Annotated in this window: 18 protein-coding genes; 12 read left to right on the forward strand and 6 right to left on the reverse strand. The window is 71.4% G+C overall.

Annotated features, from left to right (window positions below):
• Window position 1: 1 nt before the first annotated feature.
• The 5 genes from ACH45E_RS31055 to coaA all read right to left on the reverse strand — a co-directional run bounded on the left by ACH45E_RS31055 (window position 2) and on the right by coaA (window position 6,158).
• The gene (locus ACH45E_RS31055; RefSeq protein WP_361447857.1) at window positions 2–2,404 is read right to left on the reverse strand and encodes a HEAT repeat domain-containing protein; all 2,403 of its coding nucleotides are present in this window, start codon (window positions 2,402–2,404) and stop codon (window positions 2–4) included.
• A 192-nt stretch (window positions 2,405–2,596) separates the two neighbouring features.
• Window positions 2,597–2,989: an ACT domain-containing protein gene (locus tag ACH45E_RS31060; protein WP_361447860.1), complete on the reverse strand. Its 393-nt coding sequence runs from the start codon at window positions 2,987–2,989 to the stop codon at window positions 2,597–2,599.
• A 9-nt stretch (window positions 2,990–2,998) separates the two neighbouring features.
• Window positions 2,999–4,078 carry an Ldh family oxidoreductase gene (locus ACH45E_RS31065; protein ID WP_361447863.1) on the reverse strand — a complete coding sequence of 360 codons (1,080 nt, stop codon included), beginning with the start codon at window positions 4,076–4,078 and terminating at the stop codon, window positions 2,999–3,001.
• Window positions 4,079–4,182: 104 nt separating this feature from the next.
• Window positions 4,183–5,073, reverse strand: coding sequence for a hypothetical protein (locus ACH45E_RS31070; RefSeq protein ID WP_361447866.1), 891 nt, complete (start codon window positions 5,071–5,073; stop codon window positions 4,183–4,185).
• Between the two features lie 116 nt (window positions 5,074–5,189).
• Window positions 5,190–6,158: a type I pantothenate kinase gene (gene coaA / locus ACH45E_RS31075; RefSeq protein WP_399042006.1), complete on the reverse strand. Its 969-nt coding sequence runs from the start codon at window positions 6,156–6,158 to the stop codon at window positions 5,190–5,192.
• 200 nt (window positions 6,159–6,358) lie between these two features.
• Here coaA and glmS point away from each other — a divergent pair, with 200 nt between their 5' ends.
• The 8 genes from glmS to ACH45E_RS31115 all read left to right on the forward strand — a co-directional run bounded on the left by glmS (window position 6,359) and on the right by ACH45E_RS31115 (window position 14,509).
• Window positions 6,359–8,206 (forward strand): glutamine--fructose-6-phosphate transaminase (isomerizing), encoded by a 1,848-nt coding sequence (gene glmS, locus ACH45E_RS31080; protein WP_361447872.1) that lies wholly within the window; start codon window positions 6,359–6,361, stop codon window positions 8,204–8,206.
• 20 nt (window positions 8,207–8,226) lie between these two features.
• The gene (locus ACH45E_RS31085; RefSeq protein WP_361447875.1) at window positions 8,227–8,598 is read left to right on the forward strand and encodes a holo-ACP synthase; all 372 of its coding nucleotides are present in this window, start codon (window positions 8,227–8,229) and stop codon (window positions 8,596–8,598) included.
• 58 nt (window positions 8,599–8,656) lie between these two features.
• Window positions 8,657–10,090: an NAD(P)H-hydrate dehydratase gene (locus tag ACH45E_RS31090; protein ID WP_361447878.1), complete on the forward strand. Its 1,434-nt coding sequence runs from the start codon at window positions 8,657–8,659 to the stop codon at window positions 10,088–10,090.
• Window positions 10,091–10,223: 133 nt separating this feature from the next.
• Window positions 10,224–11,090: a L,D-transpeptidase family protein gene (locus ACH45E_RS31095; protein WP_399042008.1), complete on the forward strand. Its 867-nt coding sequence runs from the start codon at window positions 10,224–10,226 to the stop codon at window positions 11,088–11,090.
• Window positions 11,091–11,149: 59 nt separating this feature from the next.
• The gene (gene alr / locus ACH45E_RS31100; RefSeq protein WP_361447884.1) at window positions 11,150–12,328 is read left to right on the forward strand and encodes an alanine racemase; all 1,179 of its coding nucleotides are present in this window, start codon (window positions 11,150–11,152) and stop codon (window positions 12,326–12,328) included.
• A gap of 132 nt (window positions 12,329–12,460) precedes the next feature.
• Entirely contained in the window at window positions 12,461–13,732 is a 1,272-nt protein-coding gene (locus ACH45E_RS31105) for an alpha/beta hydrolase (RefSeq protein ID WP_361447887.1), read from the forward strand.
• A complete protein-coding gene (gene tsaE, locus ACH45E_RS31110; protein ID WP_361447890.1) occupies window positions 13,698–14,210 on the forward strand; it encodes a tRNA (adenosine(37)-N6)-threonylcarbamoyltransferase complex ATPase subunit type 1 TsaE in 513 nt (170 codons plus the stop codon). Before ACH45E_RS31105 ends, tsaE begins: the two co-directional genes overlap by 35 nt.
• Window positions 14,211–14,341: 131 nt before the next feature.
• Entirely contained in the window at window positions 14,342–14,509 is a 168-nt protein-coding gene (locus tag ACH45E_RS31115; protein ID WP_361447893.1) for a hypothetical protein, read from the forward strand.
• A 322-nt stretch (window positions 14,510–14,831) separates the two neighbouring features.
• Here the strand turns inward: ACH45E_RS31115 and ACH45E_RS31120 are convergent, their stop codons facing one another.
• Window positions 14,832–15,383: a hypothetical protein gene (locus ACH45E_RS31120; protein WP_361447896.1), complete on the reverse strand. Its 552-nt coding sequence runs from the start codon at window positions 15,381–15,383 to the stop codon at window positions 14,832–14,834.
• 138 nt (window positions 15,384–15,521) lie between these two features.
• On the opposite strand from ACH45E_RS31120, the gene tsaB reads away from it, so the two are divergent.
• The 4 genes from tsaB to ACH45E_RS31140 are packed head-to-tail and all read left to right on the forward strand — an operon-like array spanning window position 15,522 to window position 18,067.
• Entirely contained in the window at window positions 15,522–16,178 is a 657-nt protein-coding gene (gene tsaB, locus ACH45E_RS31125; protein ID WP_361447899.1) for a tRNA (adenosine(37)-N6)-threonylcarbamoyltransferase complex dimerization subunit type 1 TsaB, read from the forward strand.
• Window positions 16,175–16,732: a ribosomal protein S18-alanine N-acetyltransferase gene (gene rimI, locus ACH45E_RS31130; RefSeq protein ID WP_361447902.1), complete on the forward strand. Its 558-nt coding sequence runs from the start codon at window positions 16,175–16,177 to the stop codon at window positions 16,730–16,732. Before tsaB ends, rimI begins: the two co-directional genes overlap by 4 nt.
• Window positions 16,725–17,810 (forward strand): tRNA (adenosine(37)-N6)-threonylcarbamoyltransferase complex transferase subunit TsaD, encoded by a 1,086-nt coding sequence (gene tsaD / locus ACH45E_RS31135; RefSeq protein ID WP_361447905.1) that lies wholly within the window; start codon window positions 16,725–16,727, stop codon window positions 17,808–17,810. Before rimI ends, tsaD begins: the two co-directional genes overlap by 8 nt.
• The gene (locus ACH45E_RS31140; protein ID WP_361447908.1) at window positions 17,807–18,067 is read left to right on the forward strand and encodes a hypothetical protein; all 261 of its coding nucleotides are present in this window, start codon (window positions 17,807–17,809) and stop codon (window positions 18,065–18,067) included. The genes tsaD and ACH45E_RS31140 overlap by 4 nt, the downstream gene beginning before the upstream one ends.
• The last annotated feature ends 147 nt before the right edge of the window (window positions 18,068–18,214 follow it).

Consider the following 18,214-nt stretch of genomic DNA (forward strand, 5'->3'; position numbering starts at 1 on the left):
GTCACACCTGGTCCTCGGCCAGCAGGCCGCGCAGTCGCTCGACGTCGACCGTGGCCAGCCGGACCTCCTGCTGCTCGCCCTGCCCCAGGAACGAGGGCACGGAGGACAGATGCCCGCTGACCAGCCGCAACGCCTCCTCCAGCAGGGCACGGTCGGCGGCCCCGATCCGGAACACCTGCCGGGCCGCGTCGCCCCGCAACGCCGCCCTCGTCAGCACGCTGCGGAGCAGCAGAAGGGCCGGGGCCGGGGGAGGGCTTCCCTCCGTGCGGTCGGCCAGCAGTTCCTCGGCGCGGCGGCGAACGATCCGGTAGGGGTCGTGCGTGAGGTCCGCGACGGCGTCCCAGTGTGCGGAGCCGCATCTCACCAGAGCCTCGACGGCCTTCAGCCGCACGACCGGGTCGGCATGTGTGATGAAGGTCGACAGGAAGGGGACGGATTCCCGCTGACCGAGAAGCCCCAGGCACAGCAGACCGTCCTCCAGTACGTACGGCTCCGACTGGTGGGTCAGGAATGCGACGATCACGTCGTGCCAGGCCGAGGCACCCAGCACGCCCAGCGAGTACAGGATGTTGCCCTTGGCGTAACGGCCGCTCTCGTCACCGGTCTCGTTCCGCAGTGCCGCCACGTATTCCCCGGTGACCGAATCGACGACCGACGGGTGGCGTGGCATCATGCGTTTCGCCAGCGTCTGCAGCGACCAGGAGACGGAGTCGCGGTACTTGAATCCATGGTCTTTGAGCAGGCCGACCAGGGGAGGGACGTCGGCCATGTCACCCATCTCGGCGACGGCATTCGCGGCGAACGCCCTGGAACGACAGGGGTAGTCCGGGTCCTGCATGAGATTGCGCAGCAGAGGAAGAGTGGTGTCGCTGCGGATGTCCTTGAGTGCCGCGACTGCCTGATCCTGGATCCTCTCGGGCCATTCGGGAAGCCGGGCGGCTATGTGCCCGGATGCCTGCGCCCGGAGCATGCTCGACGCGTACCGGTACTTGGCGAGCGAGTACAGGGCGTTGGTCACGACGTCCGGTTCGCTGGACGCCGCCGCCTCCAGTAGTTCGTCCAGGGACACGTTGGTGATTTCCCGTGGAACGACCACGGCGTACTTGTCGGTGAAATAGAGAGCGTCCTGGCGCAGCCGCTCCGGGAACTCGGCGCCCAGCCGTCCCATCACCGTCCTGGTCGCCCGCATGAGGTCGTAGTCGAACGGGCGGTCCCAGTTCTTGAACGCGTCCAGGCTGCTCATCAGCAACTCTCCCACGTCGTCCGTGGGCGTGTCCCAGCGGTCCTGGACGCACCGGGCGGCCAGGAGGAGCAGTTCCTGCCTCCTGGAGACGAATGCCAGGTCGATCACCGACCTCGTGGTGAGCCCGGACTCCTCTTCCCGGCCCGCGAGGAACACCACGGCCGGCCACGAGTGCTGGTGCTCGTCCAGGGCCCACTCGTCCATGGAGAAGTCCGGGTCGGATCCCCTGAGGTAGTCCAGGTGGCGGCCCGCGAAGGCGTCACGGAAGGTCAGATGCATGAAAGCGACCTGGTAACCGCCGCGGCCCGGGAGTGAGGCGTGCTTGAGCGGCACATGGTTGGACAGGTAGTTGGCCAGTTCGGCGGCGGACGGACGTGTCGTGCCACCCCACCAGCCGGCCCACACGTCCTGGACCAGCACCTCGGAGAGCCAGTTGGCCAGTTGCGCCATGGGGACCGCGGAGAGTCCCAGACGCAGCATCCGGCAGGCCACCAGAGCGAGGATCCGGGTGCCGAGACCCGCGCTCATCACCTCCTCCAGCGCCCCGCCGACCGGCCTCTTGCCGCGTTCACGCTCGTCCAGCAGCTCAAGGAAGTCGTCGTACAGCTGAGCAGCGGACACGATGTGGAACACGCGCTCCCGTCCGGCCCTGAGCAGTTGCTCGGTCATGCCCAGCATCAGCGGATTGGTACAGAGGTCCACCAGTTCCGCCGCGAGGTCACCGGGGCGTGCCTCGATGGAGCTGTCCGCGACGGCACGGGACAGCACGCCGTAGACCTGCCGTGGACGCAGGGGCAGGACTCGCGCCGACGCGAAGTGCATGGCCGTCCAGGCCGGGAGCTGGGCCAGTCGGCAGCTCGCGACGATCCGTGCCGCGGGGAACTGCCTGGAGAAGTCGACGATCTCCTCGAAGGCTTCGTCGATCTTCCCGCCCCGGCTCTCGTCGAGCGCGTCCAGAACCACCCAGCACCGCTGCTGCAGCAGCACGATGGAAGCGGACTCCGGCGCCAGACCCCAGCCGGCCAGTTGGTCGAGCAGCGGGCGGCCGCGTGACCACAGGCCCATCCGGAGGTGGAAGACCGTCTCGCCCCGCTCCAGCATGCCCCGGGCGAGTTCTTCGAGGAGCGTCGTCTTGCCCGAACCGGGATCTCCGGTGACCACCAGCGGCCGTTCCTCATCGGCGCGCAGCCATTCCGCAAGGCTGCCGGCGCCACTGGAAGCGCTCAGCTCCAGAGGGAAACTGACACGTTCCTCGGAAGCAGGTGTGTCCCGGCCAAGCAGGGTCAGTAACCGCCGTTGGTGTGCTCTCAGCTGCTCGTTCAATGGAAACGGTCCCCCGACCCGGACGGAAGTTCATGCCAATGCGTGGAAGCCGCGATCGCGCAACGCCGCCTCGGCGTCATTGACTCGTTCGGCTCGAACGAAGACGTAGTCGTAGGTGAATGTCGAGATCACCAGCACGGAGATGCCCTGATCGGCGATCGCGGTGCATGCGGCCGCAAGGAATCCGGGGGCCGCGAAGGGCTTGCTGACGCGGAGCCGGAAGGCGCGTAGCGGCCCGTAGTTCTTGTCGTCCCCGGCCGGGGGGTTTTCCGATGCGATGACCCGGGTGTGTTCCAGTCCGTCGTCGAATTCACCCCATGCGGTAGCGGGATCAGAGGTGTTGTCCTGCGACTGGATCATCCAGAAGGTTTTGGTCGAAAGCTCGTAGGGGCTTTCGGCTATGACCTCGTCGAGTTGCGTCATTCATGCACCTCAGTTCGTCAGCCAGTTCGCGGCCAGCCCCACTCCGCCTTCGGACATGGTCATTAGGACGGACTTGGTGTTGGGGTCGAGGTCGAAACCGCCGTCCTGGGTGGTCTTGGTCCTGGTGGCTTCCGACCGGTCTCCTGGTGCCTTCACGGGGCCCGCGCCGTTCCGTGGGGTCGCCTGACGGATCTCCGAGAGCAGTTCGTCGACGCTGCTTGCGGGAGTGAGGGCGGCCGGCGGCCGCATGGCGATGAACACCGCGCCCAGTTGGTACTCGTCGGTGACGGCTTGGCCCATGGCGGCGCCCGCGAGTACTCCGGCGAGCATCTCGATCGCGATGCAGAGCGCCGCGCCCTTGTGCCCGCCGAACGGCAGGACCGCCTCCACCGCTTCAGGGTCGGTCGTGACGTTTCCCGCGGCATCCAGGAAGGCGTTGTCCGGTAGCGGCCGCTCCTCCAGAATCGCCTGGCGGATCTCGCCCCAGACCCGCTCGGCGGTGGAGAAGTCGATCACATAGGGGCTGCCGCCGGCGCGCGGGAAACCGAAGGCGATGGGGTTGGTTCCCATGACGGGCGTGCGTGAACCGTGGGGCGTGACCGCTGCCGGGCCCGCGTTGTTCGCCACCAGTGCGACATGTCCGGACGAGGCGATGGCCCGCGCGTAGGGGGTGAGTCGGCTGAACCTGCCGGCGTTGCGGAGGGTTGCCATCCCCACGCCGTGCGACTCCGCCAGTTCCACGGCGATCTCGGCCGCTTTGCGTGCGGCCAGCTGGCCGACCTCGCGTTGTCCGTCCACCACGGCGACCGCGCCCGACCGGCTCACTTCGATCGGCTCGCCCACCCTGCGCTGCAGAACTTCGTCGATGAGCAGGAACTTGCCGATTCCGTGCGTCAAGTGACCTTCGGCCTGTGCTTCGACGAAGTCGTCGGTGATGAATTCCGCGTCTGCCGTGGACAGACCGCGGACGGTGAGGGCCTGAATCATGAGGGCTCTTACCTGATCGATCGACTCACGCACACTTACCCCCGACGGAGTGACAAGGTGGGCAATTCGGGTCCCGCGTTCACTGTACGCGTAACGGCGCATGCCCGGGGTGCTTTTCATGCGGCCCGGAAGTCGGACTTGCCGTGTCGAGCATGCGTTCGTCGCGCGTTTTTCCACACCGCACCGGATCGGCGGATTCCACTTGTTTATCGCAGTCGGCAGACGAGAAGGGAGAACAGGCCACCGGGCGAGAAGTCGCGTGTTTCGAGAATTTCCAAGATCTCCGCATCGGTCTCGGCGGTGAGCCGATCGGCCACGGTGCGGAGCCGGTCGGGAGAACCGGAACCCGGCTCGTGTTCGACGATCACCGTGCAGGAGGGCAAGACCGCTCCGACCGCGCGCAGGGCGCCCACGAGCAGGTCACCGTAATCACGTGCCGGTGCGGGTGGGCACGGTGCAGGCGGTTCCGGTGCGGTCCCTCCCGCCAGCTCGGCCGCCTCGGCCCGTAACGCGGGTGGGACGCCGGGGCCGGCCCAGTCGTCGAAGAACGGGGGCGACGTGAAGACGACCACCCCCTCGTCGGGCAGCGGCGCCATTCCCTTCCATGTCGCGGGGGCGGTGCAGTCTCCGCAGACCACGGCGCCCCCGGGCACGCGACGGGGCGCTCGCAGCAGATCGTCCGCGATCATCCGGTCGCTGAGCCGGCCGCCTCCGGGAGTGCTCTGCAGCCGGAGCAGCAGACGCAGACACCTGAGCGGCAGTGACTCGCCGGTTTCCGGCCGCTGGAGGAGGGCCTGGCCGTCGGCCGGCCCGCACAGCGATTTCGCGGTGCTCACACAGGCGAGCACCGGGTCCATCTCCACACCGACGAAGGGGACCCCCAGACGGCGAGCCGCCAGGGAGCTGCTCCCCGCGCCGCAGAACGGATCCACCACGGCGGTGGGCGGCACCGGGCAGAGGTCGTTGATGATCTCGGCTATGGCCCGGGAATTCCCCGTGTTGGGCATGGTGAACCAGCGCTCGACGGGTTCCTGCGGGTCCGGGTGGTAGTCGTCCAGGCTGCCGGGGATTCCGTACGCGCGCGTCCGATAGCCCATCGGCCTCTGCCCCCTCGCCGGTCACCGCGGGACTACACAGAATGACGGGCCGTCAGGATGATCGCAAGGGAGCGGTCAGGGGCGGTGGGCGAGGGCGGAGGACGAGGGCGGAGGGATCACAGCTTGCGCAGCCTCAGGCGCTGCACCTTGTGGTCCGGGCCCTTGCGGAGGATGAGGGCGGCGCGGCCCCGGGTGGGGGCGATGTTCTCCTCCAGGTTGGGCTTGTTGATGGTCCGCCACTGCGTCCGCGCGTAGTCGAGGGCCTCCTCCTCGGAGACCTGGGTGTACTTGCGGAAGTAGGAGGAGGGGTTCTGGAAGGCGGTCTGGCGCAGCTTCTTGAACCGGTTGAGGTACCAGCGTTCGATGTCCTCGCCGCTCGCGTCGACGTACACGCTGAAGTCGAAGTAGTCGGCCAGACCGACCCGGGTGCGGCCGTCCTTGCCGGGCAGTGCGGGCTGGAGGACGTTGAGGCCCTCGACGATCAGGATGTCGGGCCGCCGGACGGTGAGCCGCTGGTCGGGCACGATGTCGTAGATGAGGTGGGAGTAGACGGGTGCCGTCACCTCGTCCTTGCCCGCCTTGATGTCGGCGACGAAGCGGGTGAGCGCCCGGCGGTCGTACGACTCCGGGAAGCCCTTGCGCGACATCAGGCCGCGGGCCTGGAGCTCCCTGGTCGGCAGCAGGAACCCGTCCGTCGTCACCAGTTCGACCCGCGGGTGCTCGGGCCAGCGGGACAGCAGCGCCTGGAGCAGACGGGCGACGGTCGACTTCCCGACGGCGACCGAACCCGCGACGCCTATGACGAAGGGTGTGCCCGACTGGGAGCCCCCCTCGCCGAGGAACGTGTTCAGCGCCCCTCTCAGACCGTCCGTGGCGCCGACGTAGAGGTTGAGGAGCCGGGACAGCGGCAGGTAGATGTCCCGCACCTCGTCGAGGTCGATGACGTCGCCGAGACCGCGCAGCTTTTCGACCTCCTCGGCGGTGAGGGGCAGCGGCGTCTTGTCGCGCAGCGCGCTCCACTCGGCACGGGTGAGGTCGACGTAGGGAGTCGCCTCCGGCCTGTGCCGGTGGGCGCTCCGGGGCATCGAGGAGACCGGAGAGATCACATTCCATTGTTAACGGAGTTTGAACGGCGTGGCAGGTGGGCTCGGTCACGCCCAGCCGCGGCTCTAGTGCGGCACATGGCTGTAATCGATCCTGCGAGGGTGGTAAGTGCCCTGAAAATTTCCGATTCCGGGCACGCGGAGACAGTTTTCGACCGGCTTCGGGTCGTAGGCTGCGGCGCATGTGCGGAATCGTGGGATACGTGGGGTCGCAGTCGGCGCTCGAGGTCGTGATGGCCGGGCTGAAGCGGCTGGAGTACCGGGGGTACGACTCGGCGGGCGTCGCCGTGCCGGCGGACGGCGGTCTGGCCGCCGCGAAGAAGGCCGGGAAACTGGTCAACCTGGAGAAGGAGCTCGTCGAGCGGCCCCTCCCGACGGGGTCCACGGGCATCGGCCACACCCGCTGGGCTACACACGGCGGTCCGACGGACGCCAACGCGCACCCGCATCTGGACAACGCGGGCCGGGTCGCCGTCGTCCACAACGGGATCATCGAGAACTTCGCGGAACTGCGGGCCGAGTTGGCGGAGCGGGGTCATGACCTGGCCTCGGAGACGGACACGGAGGTCGTCGCCCATCTGCTCGCCGAGGAGTTCTCCTCCAGCGCCGACCTCGCGGAGGCCATGCGTCTGGTGTGCCGCCGCCTGGAGGGGGCGTTCACGCTGGTCGCGGTGCACGCGGACGCACCGGACGTGGTCGTGGGCGCCCGGCGGAACTCCCCGCTGGTGGTGGGCGTTGGAGAGGGTGAGGCCTTTCTCGCCTCGGACGTCGCCGCGTTCATCGCCCACACGCGGTCGGCGATCGAGCTGGGTCAGGACCAGGTGGTGGAGCTGCGCCGCGACGGCGTGACGGTGACCGGTTTCGACGGCCGTCCCGCGGACGTCCGCTCCTACCACATCGACTGGGACGCTTCGGCCGCGGAAAAGGGGGGTTATGACTACTTCATGCTCAAGGAGATCGCCGAGCAGCCCAAGGCGGTCGCCGATACGCTCCTGGGCCGCATCGACGCGGCCGGCTCACTGACCCTGGACGAGGTCCGGATCAGCGCCTCCGAGCTGCGCGAGGTGGACAAGGTCGTCATCGTCGCCTGCGGTACGGCCTTCCACGCCGGGATGATCGCCAAGTACGCCATCGAGCACTGGACGCGCATCCCGTGCGAGGTGGAGCTGGCCAGCGAGTTCCGCTACCGGGACCCGATCCTGGACGCGCGGTCCCTGGTGATCGCCATCTCCCAGTCCGGCGAGACCATGGACACCCTGATGGCGCTGCGCCACGCCCGCGAGCAGGGTTCCAAGGTGCTGGCCATCTGCAACACCAACGGCTCGACGATTCCCCGCGAGTCGGACGCGGTGCTGTACACGCACGCCGGGCCGGAGGTCGCGGTCGCCTCGACGAAGGCGTTCCTGACCCAGCTGGTGGCGTGCTACCTGGTCGCGCTGTACCTGGGCCAGGTCCGGGGCACCAAGTGGGGCGACGAGATCGGGGCCGTCATCCGCGACCTGTCGCGGATCTCCGCCGAGGTCGAGCGGGTGCTGGAGACCATGGAGCCGGTACGGTCGCTCGCGCGTTCCCTGGCCGCCAAGAACACGGTGCTGTTCCTCGGGCGGCACGTGGGCTATCCGGTCGCCCTCGAAGGCGCCCTGAAGCTCAAGGAGCTCGCCTACATGCACGCCGAGGGCTTCGCGGCGGGCGAGCTCAAGCACGGCCCGATCGCGCTCATCGAGGAGGATCTGCCGGTCGTCGTGGTGGTGCCCTCCCCGCGTGGCCGTTCCGTCCTCCACGACAAGATCGTCTCCAACATCCAGGAGATCCGGGCCAGGGGCGCGCGCACGATCGTGATCGCGGAGGAGGGCGACGAGGCGGTGGTGCCGTACGCGGACCACCTGATCCGCATCCCGGCGACCCCGACGCTGCTCCAGCCGCTGGTGGCGACGGTGCCGTTGCAGGTGTTCGCGTGCGAGCTGGCGACCGCGCGGGGGAACGAGGTGGACCAGCCCCGCAACCTCGCGAAGTCGGTGACGGTGGAGTAGGCGGTCGTAGGCTGCCCGCCATGACCATCATCGGCGTCGGTATCGACGTGGCCGAGATCGACCGGTTCCGGGTGTCGTTGGACCGTACGCCCGGGCTGGCCGACCGGCTCTTCGTCGCGAGCGAGTTGCTGCTGCCCAGCGGGGAGCGCCGGGGCATCGCCTCGCTCGCCGCGCGTTTCGCGGCGAAGGAGGCGCTCGCCAAGGCGCTCGGGGCTCCGCCGGGGCTGCACTGGACGGATGCGGAGGTGTACGTCGAGGACAGCGGCCAGCCGCGGCTGAGGGTGAAGGGCACGGTGGCGGCCAGGGCGGCCGAACTCGGGGTGCGGTCCTGGCATGTGTCGCTCAGTCACGACGCGGGAGTCGCGTCGGCCGTGGTGGTCGCGGAGGGGTGACGCGACACGGCCGGGCCCGGGGTGCGGGTGTGCCCGGATCCGGGGCAGACTCGAACGCATGCGTACCGCGTACAGCGTAGAGACGGTAAGGACAGCCGAGCGTGAGCTCATGGCACGGCTCCCCGACGGCGCCCTCATGCAGCGGGCCGCCGCCGGACTGGCCGCCGCCTGTGCCGACTTGCTGGGGCGGGTGTACGGGCGCCGGGTCGTGCTCCTCGTCGGCAGCGGGGACAACGGCGGGGACGCCCTGTACGCCGGCGCCCGGCTCGCCCGGCGCGGCGCCGGGGTCGCGGCCGTGCTGCTCAGCCCCGACCGCACCCACCCGGGCGGCCTCGCGGCGCTGCGCCGCGCCGGTGGCACCGTCGCCGGCCCCGGCGGCGCCGCCGAGGACCTCGTCGCCCGGGCCGACCTCGTCGTCGACGGCATCGTCGGGATCGGCGGCAAGGGCGGCCTGCGCCCCGACGCCGCGGCGCTCGCGGAGGCCGCCCGCGGCTCCCGCGCCGCCGTCGTCGCCGTGGACCTGCCGAGCGGGGTCGAGGCCGACACCGGCGAGGTGCGCGGGGCCGCGATCCGCGCCGACCTGACCGTGACCTTCGGGACGCACAAGCCGGGCCTGCTGATCGACCCCGCCCGTGAGTACGCCGGGACCGTCCGCCTCGTCGACATCGGTCTCGAGCTGCCCCCCGAGGCCGAACTCGAGGCCCTGCAGCACGCCGACGTGGCCCGGCTGCTGCCCCACCCCGCCGCCGAGAGCGACAAGTACCGGCGCGGTGTGGTCGGTATCGCGGCCGGGTCGGCGCGGTATCCGGGCGCGGCCGTCCTCGCCGTGTCGGGCGCCCTGCGCGGCGGGGCGGGTGCCGTGCGGTACGTCGGGCCCGCCGGGAGCACCGTGATCGCCCGCTTCCCCGAGACCCTCGTCTCCGACCAGGGACCGCACAAGGCGGGGCGGGTGCAGGCCTGGGTGGTCGGGCCCGGCGCAGGGGACGACGCCGCCACCGTCGCCGAGGTGGTGGACACGGACGTGCCGGTGCTCATCGACGCGGACGGGCTGCGCCTCGCGGACCGGGACGCCGTACGGTCCCGTACCGCGCCGACCCTGATGACCCCGCACGCCGGTGAGGCCGCCGCGCTGCTCGGGGTGGCCCGCGAGGAGGTCGAGGGGGCGCGGCTGGAGTCCGCGCGGAAGCTGGCGCTGCTGTACGGGGCGACCGTGCTGCTGAAGGGCTCGACCACGCTGGTCGCGGACGCCGGGGGCGGGGCCGCCAGGGTGAACGCCACGGGCACGCCCTGGCTGGCCACGGCCGGGAGCGGGGACGTCCTGTCGGGGCTGGCCGGATCGCTGCTGGCGTCGGGGCTGACGGCGCTGGACGCGGGGAGCGCGGCGGCGTATCTGCACGGTCTCGCCGGCCGGTACGCGGCGGACGGGGCACCGGCCGGGGCGCACGACGTTGCGGCGGCCATTCCGGAGGCCTGGCGGGACGTACGCGACTGACGTACGGGCCGGCGTCCACCCCTCGGGTGACCTGCCCGCGCGGCTGCCGGGATTCGGGGGAGCGGGCCGCTTGGCTGATCGTGTGAAATATGGACATATTGCTTATCGGGTCGCCGGCTACCGGGTCATCGCCGTGTTCCTGGCCGCCGCCACCGTCCTCCCGACGGCCGGGACCACCCGGGCCGCCGCCGCCCCGGCGTCCCCGCCCCCCGCCGCGGGCGCCACGACCGAACTGGTGCCCGGCGTCCCCCCGGGCCCGCAGCAGCCCTGGCAGTTCGACACCCCGGACCAGATGCTGCCGCCGAGGGTCTACACGCCGACCCCCGAGGAGGACGCCGTCGAGCCGCGGGACGCGGCGCCGGGGACGTACGACCTCATCGAGTACGTGCCGCTCGGTGACGCCGTGGCCAAGGTCGCGTGCAGCAAGCAGGCCGGGCCCTACCAACGGCAGGTCGAGCGGTGGCTGAAGCGGAAGGTGGACGGGAAGCAGTCCGCGGCGGACTGCAAGGCCATCCGGAACTTCCAGAAGAAGCACGGGATCAAGCCCGCGATCGGCTTCGCAGGCCCCGTCACCTGGGCGCAGATGATGCTCATCTCGGCCAGGAAGAACCCCAACGCGGCCAAGAAGTGCCCGGTTCGGACCTACCGGGTCGCCTGCGTGGACCTCGACCGGCAGGTCACCTGGGTGCAGAAGGGCAAGAAGGTGGTGTTCGGGCCGGTGCCGATGCGCAGCGGCCGCAAGGGGTACGCCACCCGCGCCGGCTGGCACACCGTGTACTGGCGGCACAAGAACCACTGGTCGACCCTTTACAACCAACCGATGCCGTACGCCCAGTTCTTCGACGGGGGCCAGGCCTTCCACGCCGTCTACGGCAGCATCCACACCACCGTCGGTTCCTGGGGCTGCGTGAACCTCGAGCTGGCCGACGCGCGCAAGCTGTGGGGCGTGTTGAAGAAGGGCGACCGGGTATTCGTGTGGGGCCGCAGGCCCGGCTCCTGAGCCGTGCGAGGGGCCTGCGCCCGGAGGCCGCCGGGGGCCTCTGAGACACTGGGGGCGCGATGACTGAAAGACCACCTGTGCCGACCGCGCCCCTGCGCGCCCGCGCCGAGATCGACCTGGCCGCCCTGCGGGCCAACGTGCGGGCTCTGCGTGCCCGCGCGCCCAAGTCGGCCCTGATGGCCGTGGTGAAGTCCGACGGGTACGGCCACGGCGCGGTGCACTGCGCCCGCGCGGCCGTCGAGGCGGGCGCGAGCTGGCTCGGCACCGCCACGCCCGAGGAGGCGCTCGCGCTGCGCGCGGCCGGGCTGCCGGGGCCGGTCCTGTGCTGGCTGTGGACCCCGGGCGGGCCGTGGCGGGAGGCGATCGAGGCCGGCATCGACGTGTCGGTCAGCGGGATGTGGGCGCTGCGGGAGGCCGTCGAGGCGGCCCGGCAGGCCGGCCGGCCCGCGCGTGTGCAGCTCAAGGCCGACACCGGGCTCGGCCGCAACGGCTGCCAGCCGGGACCGGACTGGGCCGAACTCGTCGCCGAGGCCCTGCACGCCGAGCGCGAGGGGCTGGTGCGGATCACCGGGCTGTGGTCGCACTTCGCCTGCGCCGACGAGCCCGGGCATCCCTCGATCGACGCCCAGCTCGTCCGCTTCCGGGAGATGCTGGCGTACGCGGAGGGGCGGGGCGTGCGGCCCGAGGTGCGGCACATCGCCAACTCCCCGGCCACGCTCACCCTGCCCCAGACCCATTTCGACCTCGTCCGGACCGGCATCGCCCTGTACGGGGTCTCGCCGAGCCTGGAGATCGGCACCCCCGCGGACTTCGGGCTGCGTCCCGTGATGACCCTGTCGGCGTCGCTGGCGCTGGTGAAGCACGTACCGGGCGGACACGGCGTCAGCTACGGGCATCACTACATCACCCCGGGTGAGACGACCCTCGGCCTGGTGCCGGTCGGTTACGCGGACGGCATCCCCCGGCACGCCTCCGGCAGCGGCCCTGTCCTGGTCGGCGGCAAGTGGCGTACGGTCGCCGGGCGGGTCGCGATGGACCAGTTCGTGGTCGACCTCGGGGGGGACGAGCCCGAGGCGGGAGCGCAGGCCGTGCTGTTCGGGCCCGGCGACCGGGGCGAACCCACGGCCGAGGACTGGGCGCAGGCGTCGGGCACGATCGCGTACGAAATCGTCACGCGCATCGGAACGCGCGTTCCTCGCGTCTATGTGAACGAGGAACAGGACCCGCAGGACGGGTGACCCGCACGGAGGGAACTCGCCGTGGCGTGGCCCCAGTGACACCAGTGGCACCTGTGCCCCTGTGGCACCTGTGAGACCTGTGAGACCTGTGAGACCTGTGACGGCAGCAGCAGTCGTGATGAGGAGCGGTACGTGAGCGAGAGCAGTGCGGAGGTCGTGGCCGACGTGGCGGACGCCGCCGCCGCGGCCGTCGTCGCCTCCGCCGCGGGGGCGGCCGGAAGCTGGCGCAGGGCGACCGGCCTCGCCGGTGCCGCGATAGGTGTGCTCGCCGCGGGCGCGGCGGCCGGTGTCGCCATCGAACGGATGACCGTCGGCCGGGGGATGCGCAGGAAGGCCCGGCTGGCGCTGGACTCGACGGGCCCGTACGGGGCGCTGCGCGGCACCCCGGGCAAGGCGCGCGCCGACGACGGCACCGAGCTGTACTACGAGGTCGACGACGTCGAGCCCGACACCGGCGGCCCGAACCTCTCCCCGCGCCGGCGCCGGCTCTTCGGCCGCAAGGCGCCCGCCCCGGTCACCGTGGTCTTCAGCCACGGCTACTGCCTCAGCCAGGACTCCTGGCACTTCCAGCGCGCCGCCCTGCGCGGTGTCGTACGGACCGTGCACTGGGACCAGCGCAGCCACGGGCGGTCGGCGCGGGGCGTGGGCCAGGTCCAGGACGGGGTGCCCCTCACCATCGACCAGCTCGGGCGCGACCTCAAGGCCGTCATCGACGCGGCCGTGCCCGAGGGGCCGATCGTGCTGGTCGGGCACTCCATGGGCGGGATGACGGTGATGGCGCTGGCCGCGCAGTACCCGGAGCTGATCCGGGACCGGGTGGTCGCCACGGCCTTCGTCGGTACGTCGTCCGGGCGGCTCGGCGAGGTCAACTTCGGGCTGCCCGTCGCCGGCGTCAACGCGGTGCGCCGGGTGCTCCCCGGGGTGCTGAAGGCGCTCGGGCAGCAGGCGGCGCTGGTGGAGAAGGGGCGGCGGGCCACCGCCGACCTGTTCGCCGGGATCATCAAGCGGTACTCGTTCGCGGGGCGGGACGTCGATCCGGCGATCGCCCGGTTTGCCGAACGCATGATCGAGTCCACGCCGATCGACGTGGTCGCCGAGTTCTACCCGGCCTTCACCGACCACGACAAGACCGAGGCCCTCGCCTGCTTCACCGACATGCCGGTGCTCGTGCTGGCCGGGGTCCAGGACCTCGTCACGCCCAGCGAGCACAGCGAGGTCATCGCCGATCTGCTGCCCGAGGCCGAGCTGGTCCTCGTGCCGGACGCCGGGCACCTGGTCATGCTGGAACACCCGGAAGTGGTCACCGACCGCCTCGCCGACCTCCTCACCCGCGCGGGTGCCGTGCCCGCAGGGGCTACGGTAAGTGGCTATGGAAGCACCAGCAGCACCGCACAACCCCGCTGAGACCCAGCTGACCGTCACCTCGCCGGAGCAGATGCGGGAACTGGGCCGCCGCCTGGCCAAGCTGCTGCGCGCGGGCGACCTGGTGATGCTCACCGGTGAGCTCGGCGCGGGCAAGACGACGCTCACCCGCGGGCTGGGCGAGGGGCTCGGCGTGCGCGGCGCGGTCACCTCGCCGACCTTCGTGATCGCCCGCGTCCATCCGTCGCTGGGCGACGGTCCGCCGCTCGTCCACGCCGACGCCTACCGGCTGTCCGGCGGCCTGGACGAGATGGAGGACCTCGACCTGGACGTCTCGCTGCCCGACTCGGTGGTCGTGGTGGAGTGGGGCGAGGGCAAGGTGGAGGAGCTGACCGAGGACCGCTTGCAGGTCGTGATCCACCGCGCTGTCGGAGACACCATCGACGAGGTACGGCACGTGACCCTGACCGGCCTGGGGGAGCGGTGGGCGTCCGTGGACCTGGAGGCGCTGGCGGCCTGAACCGCCCGACACTTTCCGACAAGCCGTCGGCAACATATTGCGCCGGGCCTGGCAGCCGTGGTGACATGGTACCCAGCCCGTAGTTAGGTCTGCCTAACTACACCCGCCCCCCGCACCTCAGGAGGCGCCCCATGCCCGCTCCTCAGCCCACGGTGCCGTGGCGGCCCCCCGTCTCCGCCGGGGTGTCCATGCGCGACCTCCTGGCCTCCTGCACGGCAGCCAAGGCGATCTCGAACCCCCCGCAGCCCCCCGAACCGGGCCGGCAGGAATCGGCGGACCGGCACCGCGACGCGGCCTGAGCGCCGGGCCCGCGGCCAGGCAGGCCGCAACCGGGGCACCCGGCGAGCCCGCGACATTCACGCCGGCCCGCACCACACGGCCGGGCACGGCCCGGGAACCGGCGCCACCGGGGCCGCGCAGGCCTGGCGCGCCCGTGGCGGATCGCGCTGCCATCGCGAGAGCGTGAGCCGGGCCGGCAGGAGTCGGCGGAGCGGCCGTGCGACGCGGCGTCGATGTGGGGCCCGCGGACGGGTGGGTCGGGGCCGGTGCCCGGCGAGTGCGCGTCCGGCGCTCGCATCGCCCGGACCCGCGCATCGGCCCGGCGGGCCGGGTCCCCGCGCCCTACCTGACCACCACGACCGGCACCCCGATCGTCGCGAACATCCACATCGCCTGGCCGTCCGCCCGGGTCTCCCTGATGCCGCCGGTGCGCACGGTCGGGTCCGGGGCCGGGGTCAGGTCCGGGTTCACGGGGGCGCTGAAGCCGATGGCGACGTCGTCCACGCTGGTGAAGCGCACGACGTGCTCGACGGGGACGCCGTCGGTGCCGGTGACCGCGTGCGAGCGGGACGTCACCACGTACGCGCCCGGGAGCGGATCCACCCGGCCGGGGTTCACCCGGAAGGTGCGCAGTACCCGGTTGCGCTCGCTGACCAGCCATACCCGGTCGTCGTCCACCGAGTACACGACACGTTCACCCGATCCGGAGACGGCGGGCAGTGCCGTCGGGTTCCTCCAGTCGCGGGGTGCCTTGACGAGGGGTGACGCGCTCGCCCGCGGCTTGTCGCCGAGGCCGGCCGGGACCGTGGCGGAGGCCTGGTAGGCGAGGAGGCCGACCGTCCCGACGGCCGCCGCGGTGAGGCCGAACACGATTCCCGCGCTGGTCCCTGCCACGTACGCCCACCTCTGTCTCGCGTCGCCGTATCACGATATTTGTCTTACTTCGTACAGAAATTTATGCAGACGGTAGCAGTCGGTGACCACCTGACCGGGACGGCCACCGCGTACGCGCTGGAGCCGTAGGCTGTTCGCGTGCTCTTGCTCGCTCTGGATACCGCCACCCCCGCCGTCACCGTCGCGCTGCACGACGACACGGACGTCATCGCCTCCTCGAGCCAGGTGGACGCGCGCCGGCACGGAGAGCTGCTGCTGCCGGCCGTGGACCGCGTGCTCGCCGAGGCCGGGCTGAAGCTCGACGCCGTCACCGGGATCGTCGTAGGCATCGGACCCGGCCCCTACACCGGGCTGCGCGTCGGCCTGATGACCGCCGACACGTTCGGGCTCGCGCTCGGCGTGCCCGTGCACGGCCTGTGCACGCTCGACGCCCTCGCCTACGCGGCCGACATCGAGAAGGGCCCCTTCGTCGTGGCGACCGACGCCCGCCGCAAGGAGGTCTACTGGGCGAAGTACGCCGACTCCCGCACCCGGCTGACCGACCCCGCCGTCGACCGGCCCGCCGACATCGCCGAGCAGGTGGCGGGACTCCCCGCCGTCGGCGCGGGCGCCCTGCTCTACCCCGACGCCTTCCCGCAGGCCCACGCGCCCGAGCACGTCTCCGCCGCCGCCCTCGCCTCGCTGGCCGCAGGGAAGCTGGCCGCGGGCGAGGAACTCCAGGCTCCCCGGCCGCTGTATCTGCGCCGCCCCGACGTCCAGGTCCCCAAGAACTACAAGGTGGTCACCCCCAAGTGACCGAACCCGCAACCCCACGACTGCGCGAGATGCGCTGGTGGGACATCGACCCCGTGCTGGAGCTGGAGAAGGACCTCTTCCCCGAGGACACCTGGTCGCGGGGCATGTTCTGGTCCGAGCTGGCCCACTCCCGCGGCTCCGAGGCGACCCGGCGGTACGTCGTGGCCGAGACGGGCGACCGGATCGTCGGCTACGCCGGCCTGGCCGCGCAGGGCGAGCTGGCCGACGTCCAGACCATCGCCGTCACCCGCGACCTCCAGGGCACCGGCCTGGGCGGCCTGCTGCTGGCCGACCTGCTGCGGGCCGCGACCGCCTTCGAGTGCACCGAAGTGATGCTGGAGTGCCGCGTCGACAACGTCCGCGCGCAGAAGCTGTACGAGCGCTTCGGCTTCACCCCCATCGGCTTCAGGCGCGGCTACTACCAGCCGGGGAACGTGGACGCCCTGGTGATGCGCCTCACCACGGAACCCGACGGCGGCCCCGCCGCCGGTTCCATCCCCGCACCAGGAACAGAAAGCACAGAGAGCACAGAGGGCACAGAGAGCAATGGCTGACGAACCCCTGGTCCTGGGCATCGAGACCTCCTGCGACGAGACCGGCGTCGGCATCGTCCGCGGCACCACCCTGCTGGCGGACGCCATCGCCTCCAGCGTCGACGAGCACGCCCGCTTCGGCGGTGTGGTGCCCGAGGTCGCCTCACGGGCCCACCTGGAGGCGATGGTGCCCACCATCGACCGCGCGCTGAAGGAAGCCGGTGTCTCCGCCAGGGACCTGGACGGCATCGCGGTGACCGCGGGCCCCGGCCTCGCGGGCGCCCTGCTGGTCGGCGTCTCGGCGGCGAAGGCGTACGCCTACGCCCTCGGCAAGCCCCTGTACGGCGTGAACCACCTCGCCTCCCACATCTGCGTCGACCAGTTGGAGCACGGCCCGCTCCCGGAGCCGACGATGGCGCTGCTGGTGTCCGGCGGCCACTCCTCCCTGCTGCTGTCCTCGGACATCACCTCGGACGTGCGCCCGATGGGCTCGACCATCGACGACGCGGCCGGCGAGGCCTTCGACAAGATCGCCCGCGTGCTGAACCTGGGCTTCCCCGGCGGCCCGGTCATCGACCGCTACGCCAAGGAGGGCGACCCGCGGGCCATCGCCTTCCCGCGCGGCCTGACCGGCCCGCGGGACCCGGCGTACGACTTCTCCTTCTCCGGCCTCAAGACGGCCGTGGCCCGCTGGATCGAGGCCAAGCGGGCGGCGGGCGAGGAGGTCCCGGTCCGTGACGTGTCCGCCTCCTTCCAGGAGGCCGTGGTGGACGTGCTGACCCGCAAGGCCGTACGCGCCTGCAAGGACGAGGGCGTCGACCACCTGATGATCGGCGGCGGCGTGGCCGCCAACTCCCGTCTGCGCGCCCTCGCCCAGGAGCGCTGCGAGGCCGCCGGTATCCGGCTGCGCGTCCCGCGCCCCAAGCTGTGCACGGACAACGGCGCCATGGTCGCCGCCCTCGGCGCCGAGATGGTCGCCCGGAACCGGGCCGCCTCCAGCTGGGACCTGTCGGCGGACTCCTCCCTGCCGGTGACCGACCCGCACGTCCCCGGCCACGACCACGTCCACGAGGTCAGCAAGGAGAACCTGTACTCGTGACGGTCGCCCTGATGTGGGAGGCCCGGGCGGCGGCGGGGCGCGGCGACGCACTGCTGGCCTGGGCCCGGGCGCAGCGGCTCGGCCGGCAGCCACTGCGCCGGGAGACCCTGCGCGCCCCCCAGGACCGCGTCCTCGTCATCACCTGGTGGGACGCGGAGTACGACGCGGAACTGCCCGAACTGCCGGACCCGGACGGGGAATTGGTCACGCGGGCGGTGCACCGCTGGCGGTTCGAGTCGGTCGGTGCCGAGCAATGACCTGAGCCGACGACCGCCCGGACCGCCGAGTGGTGCGCACAGCTGTCCGTACGCTATGATCATCACACGTGAACGGCCGGAACACCGGTCCGGACACAGTGCGTTGGTGGTCCAAGGAAAGACGCCCCGCTTCCTGCGGGGAAATGC

It is taken from the genome of Streptomyces sp. NPDC020299 (genome assembly GCF_044387825.1).
Taxonomy (GTDB): domain Bacteria; phylum Actinomycetota; class Actinomycetes; order Streptomycetales; family Streptomycetaceae; genus Streptomyces.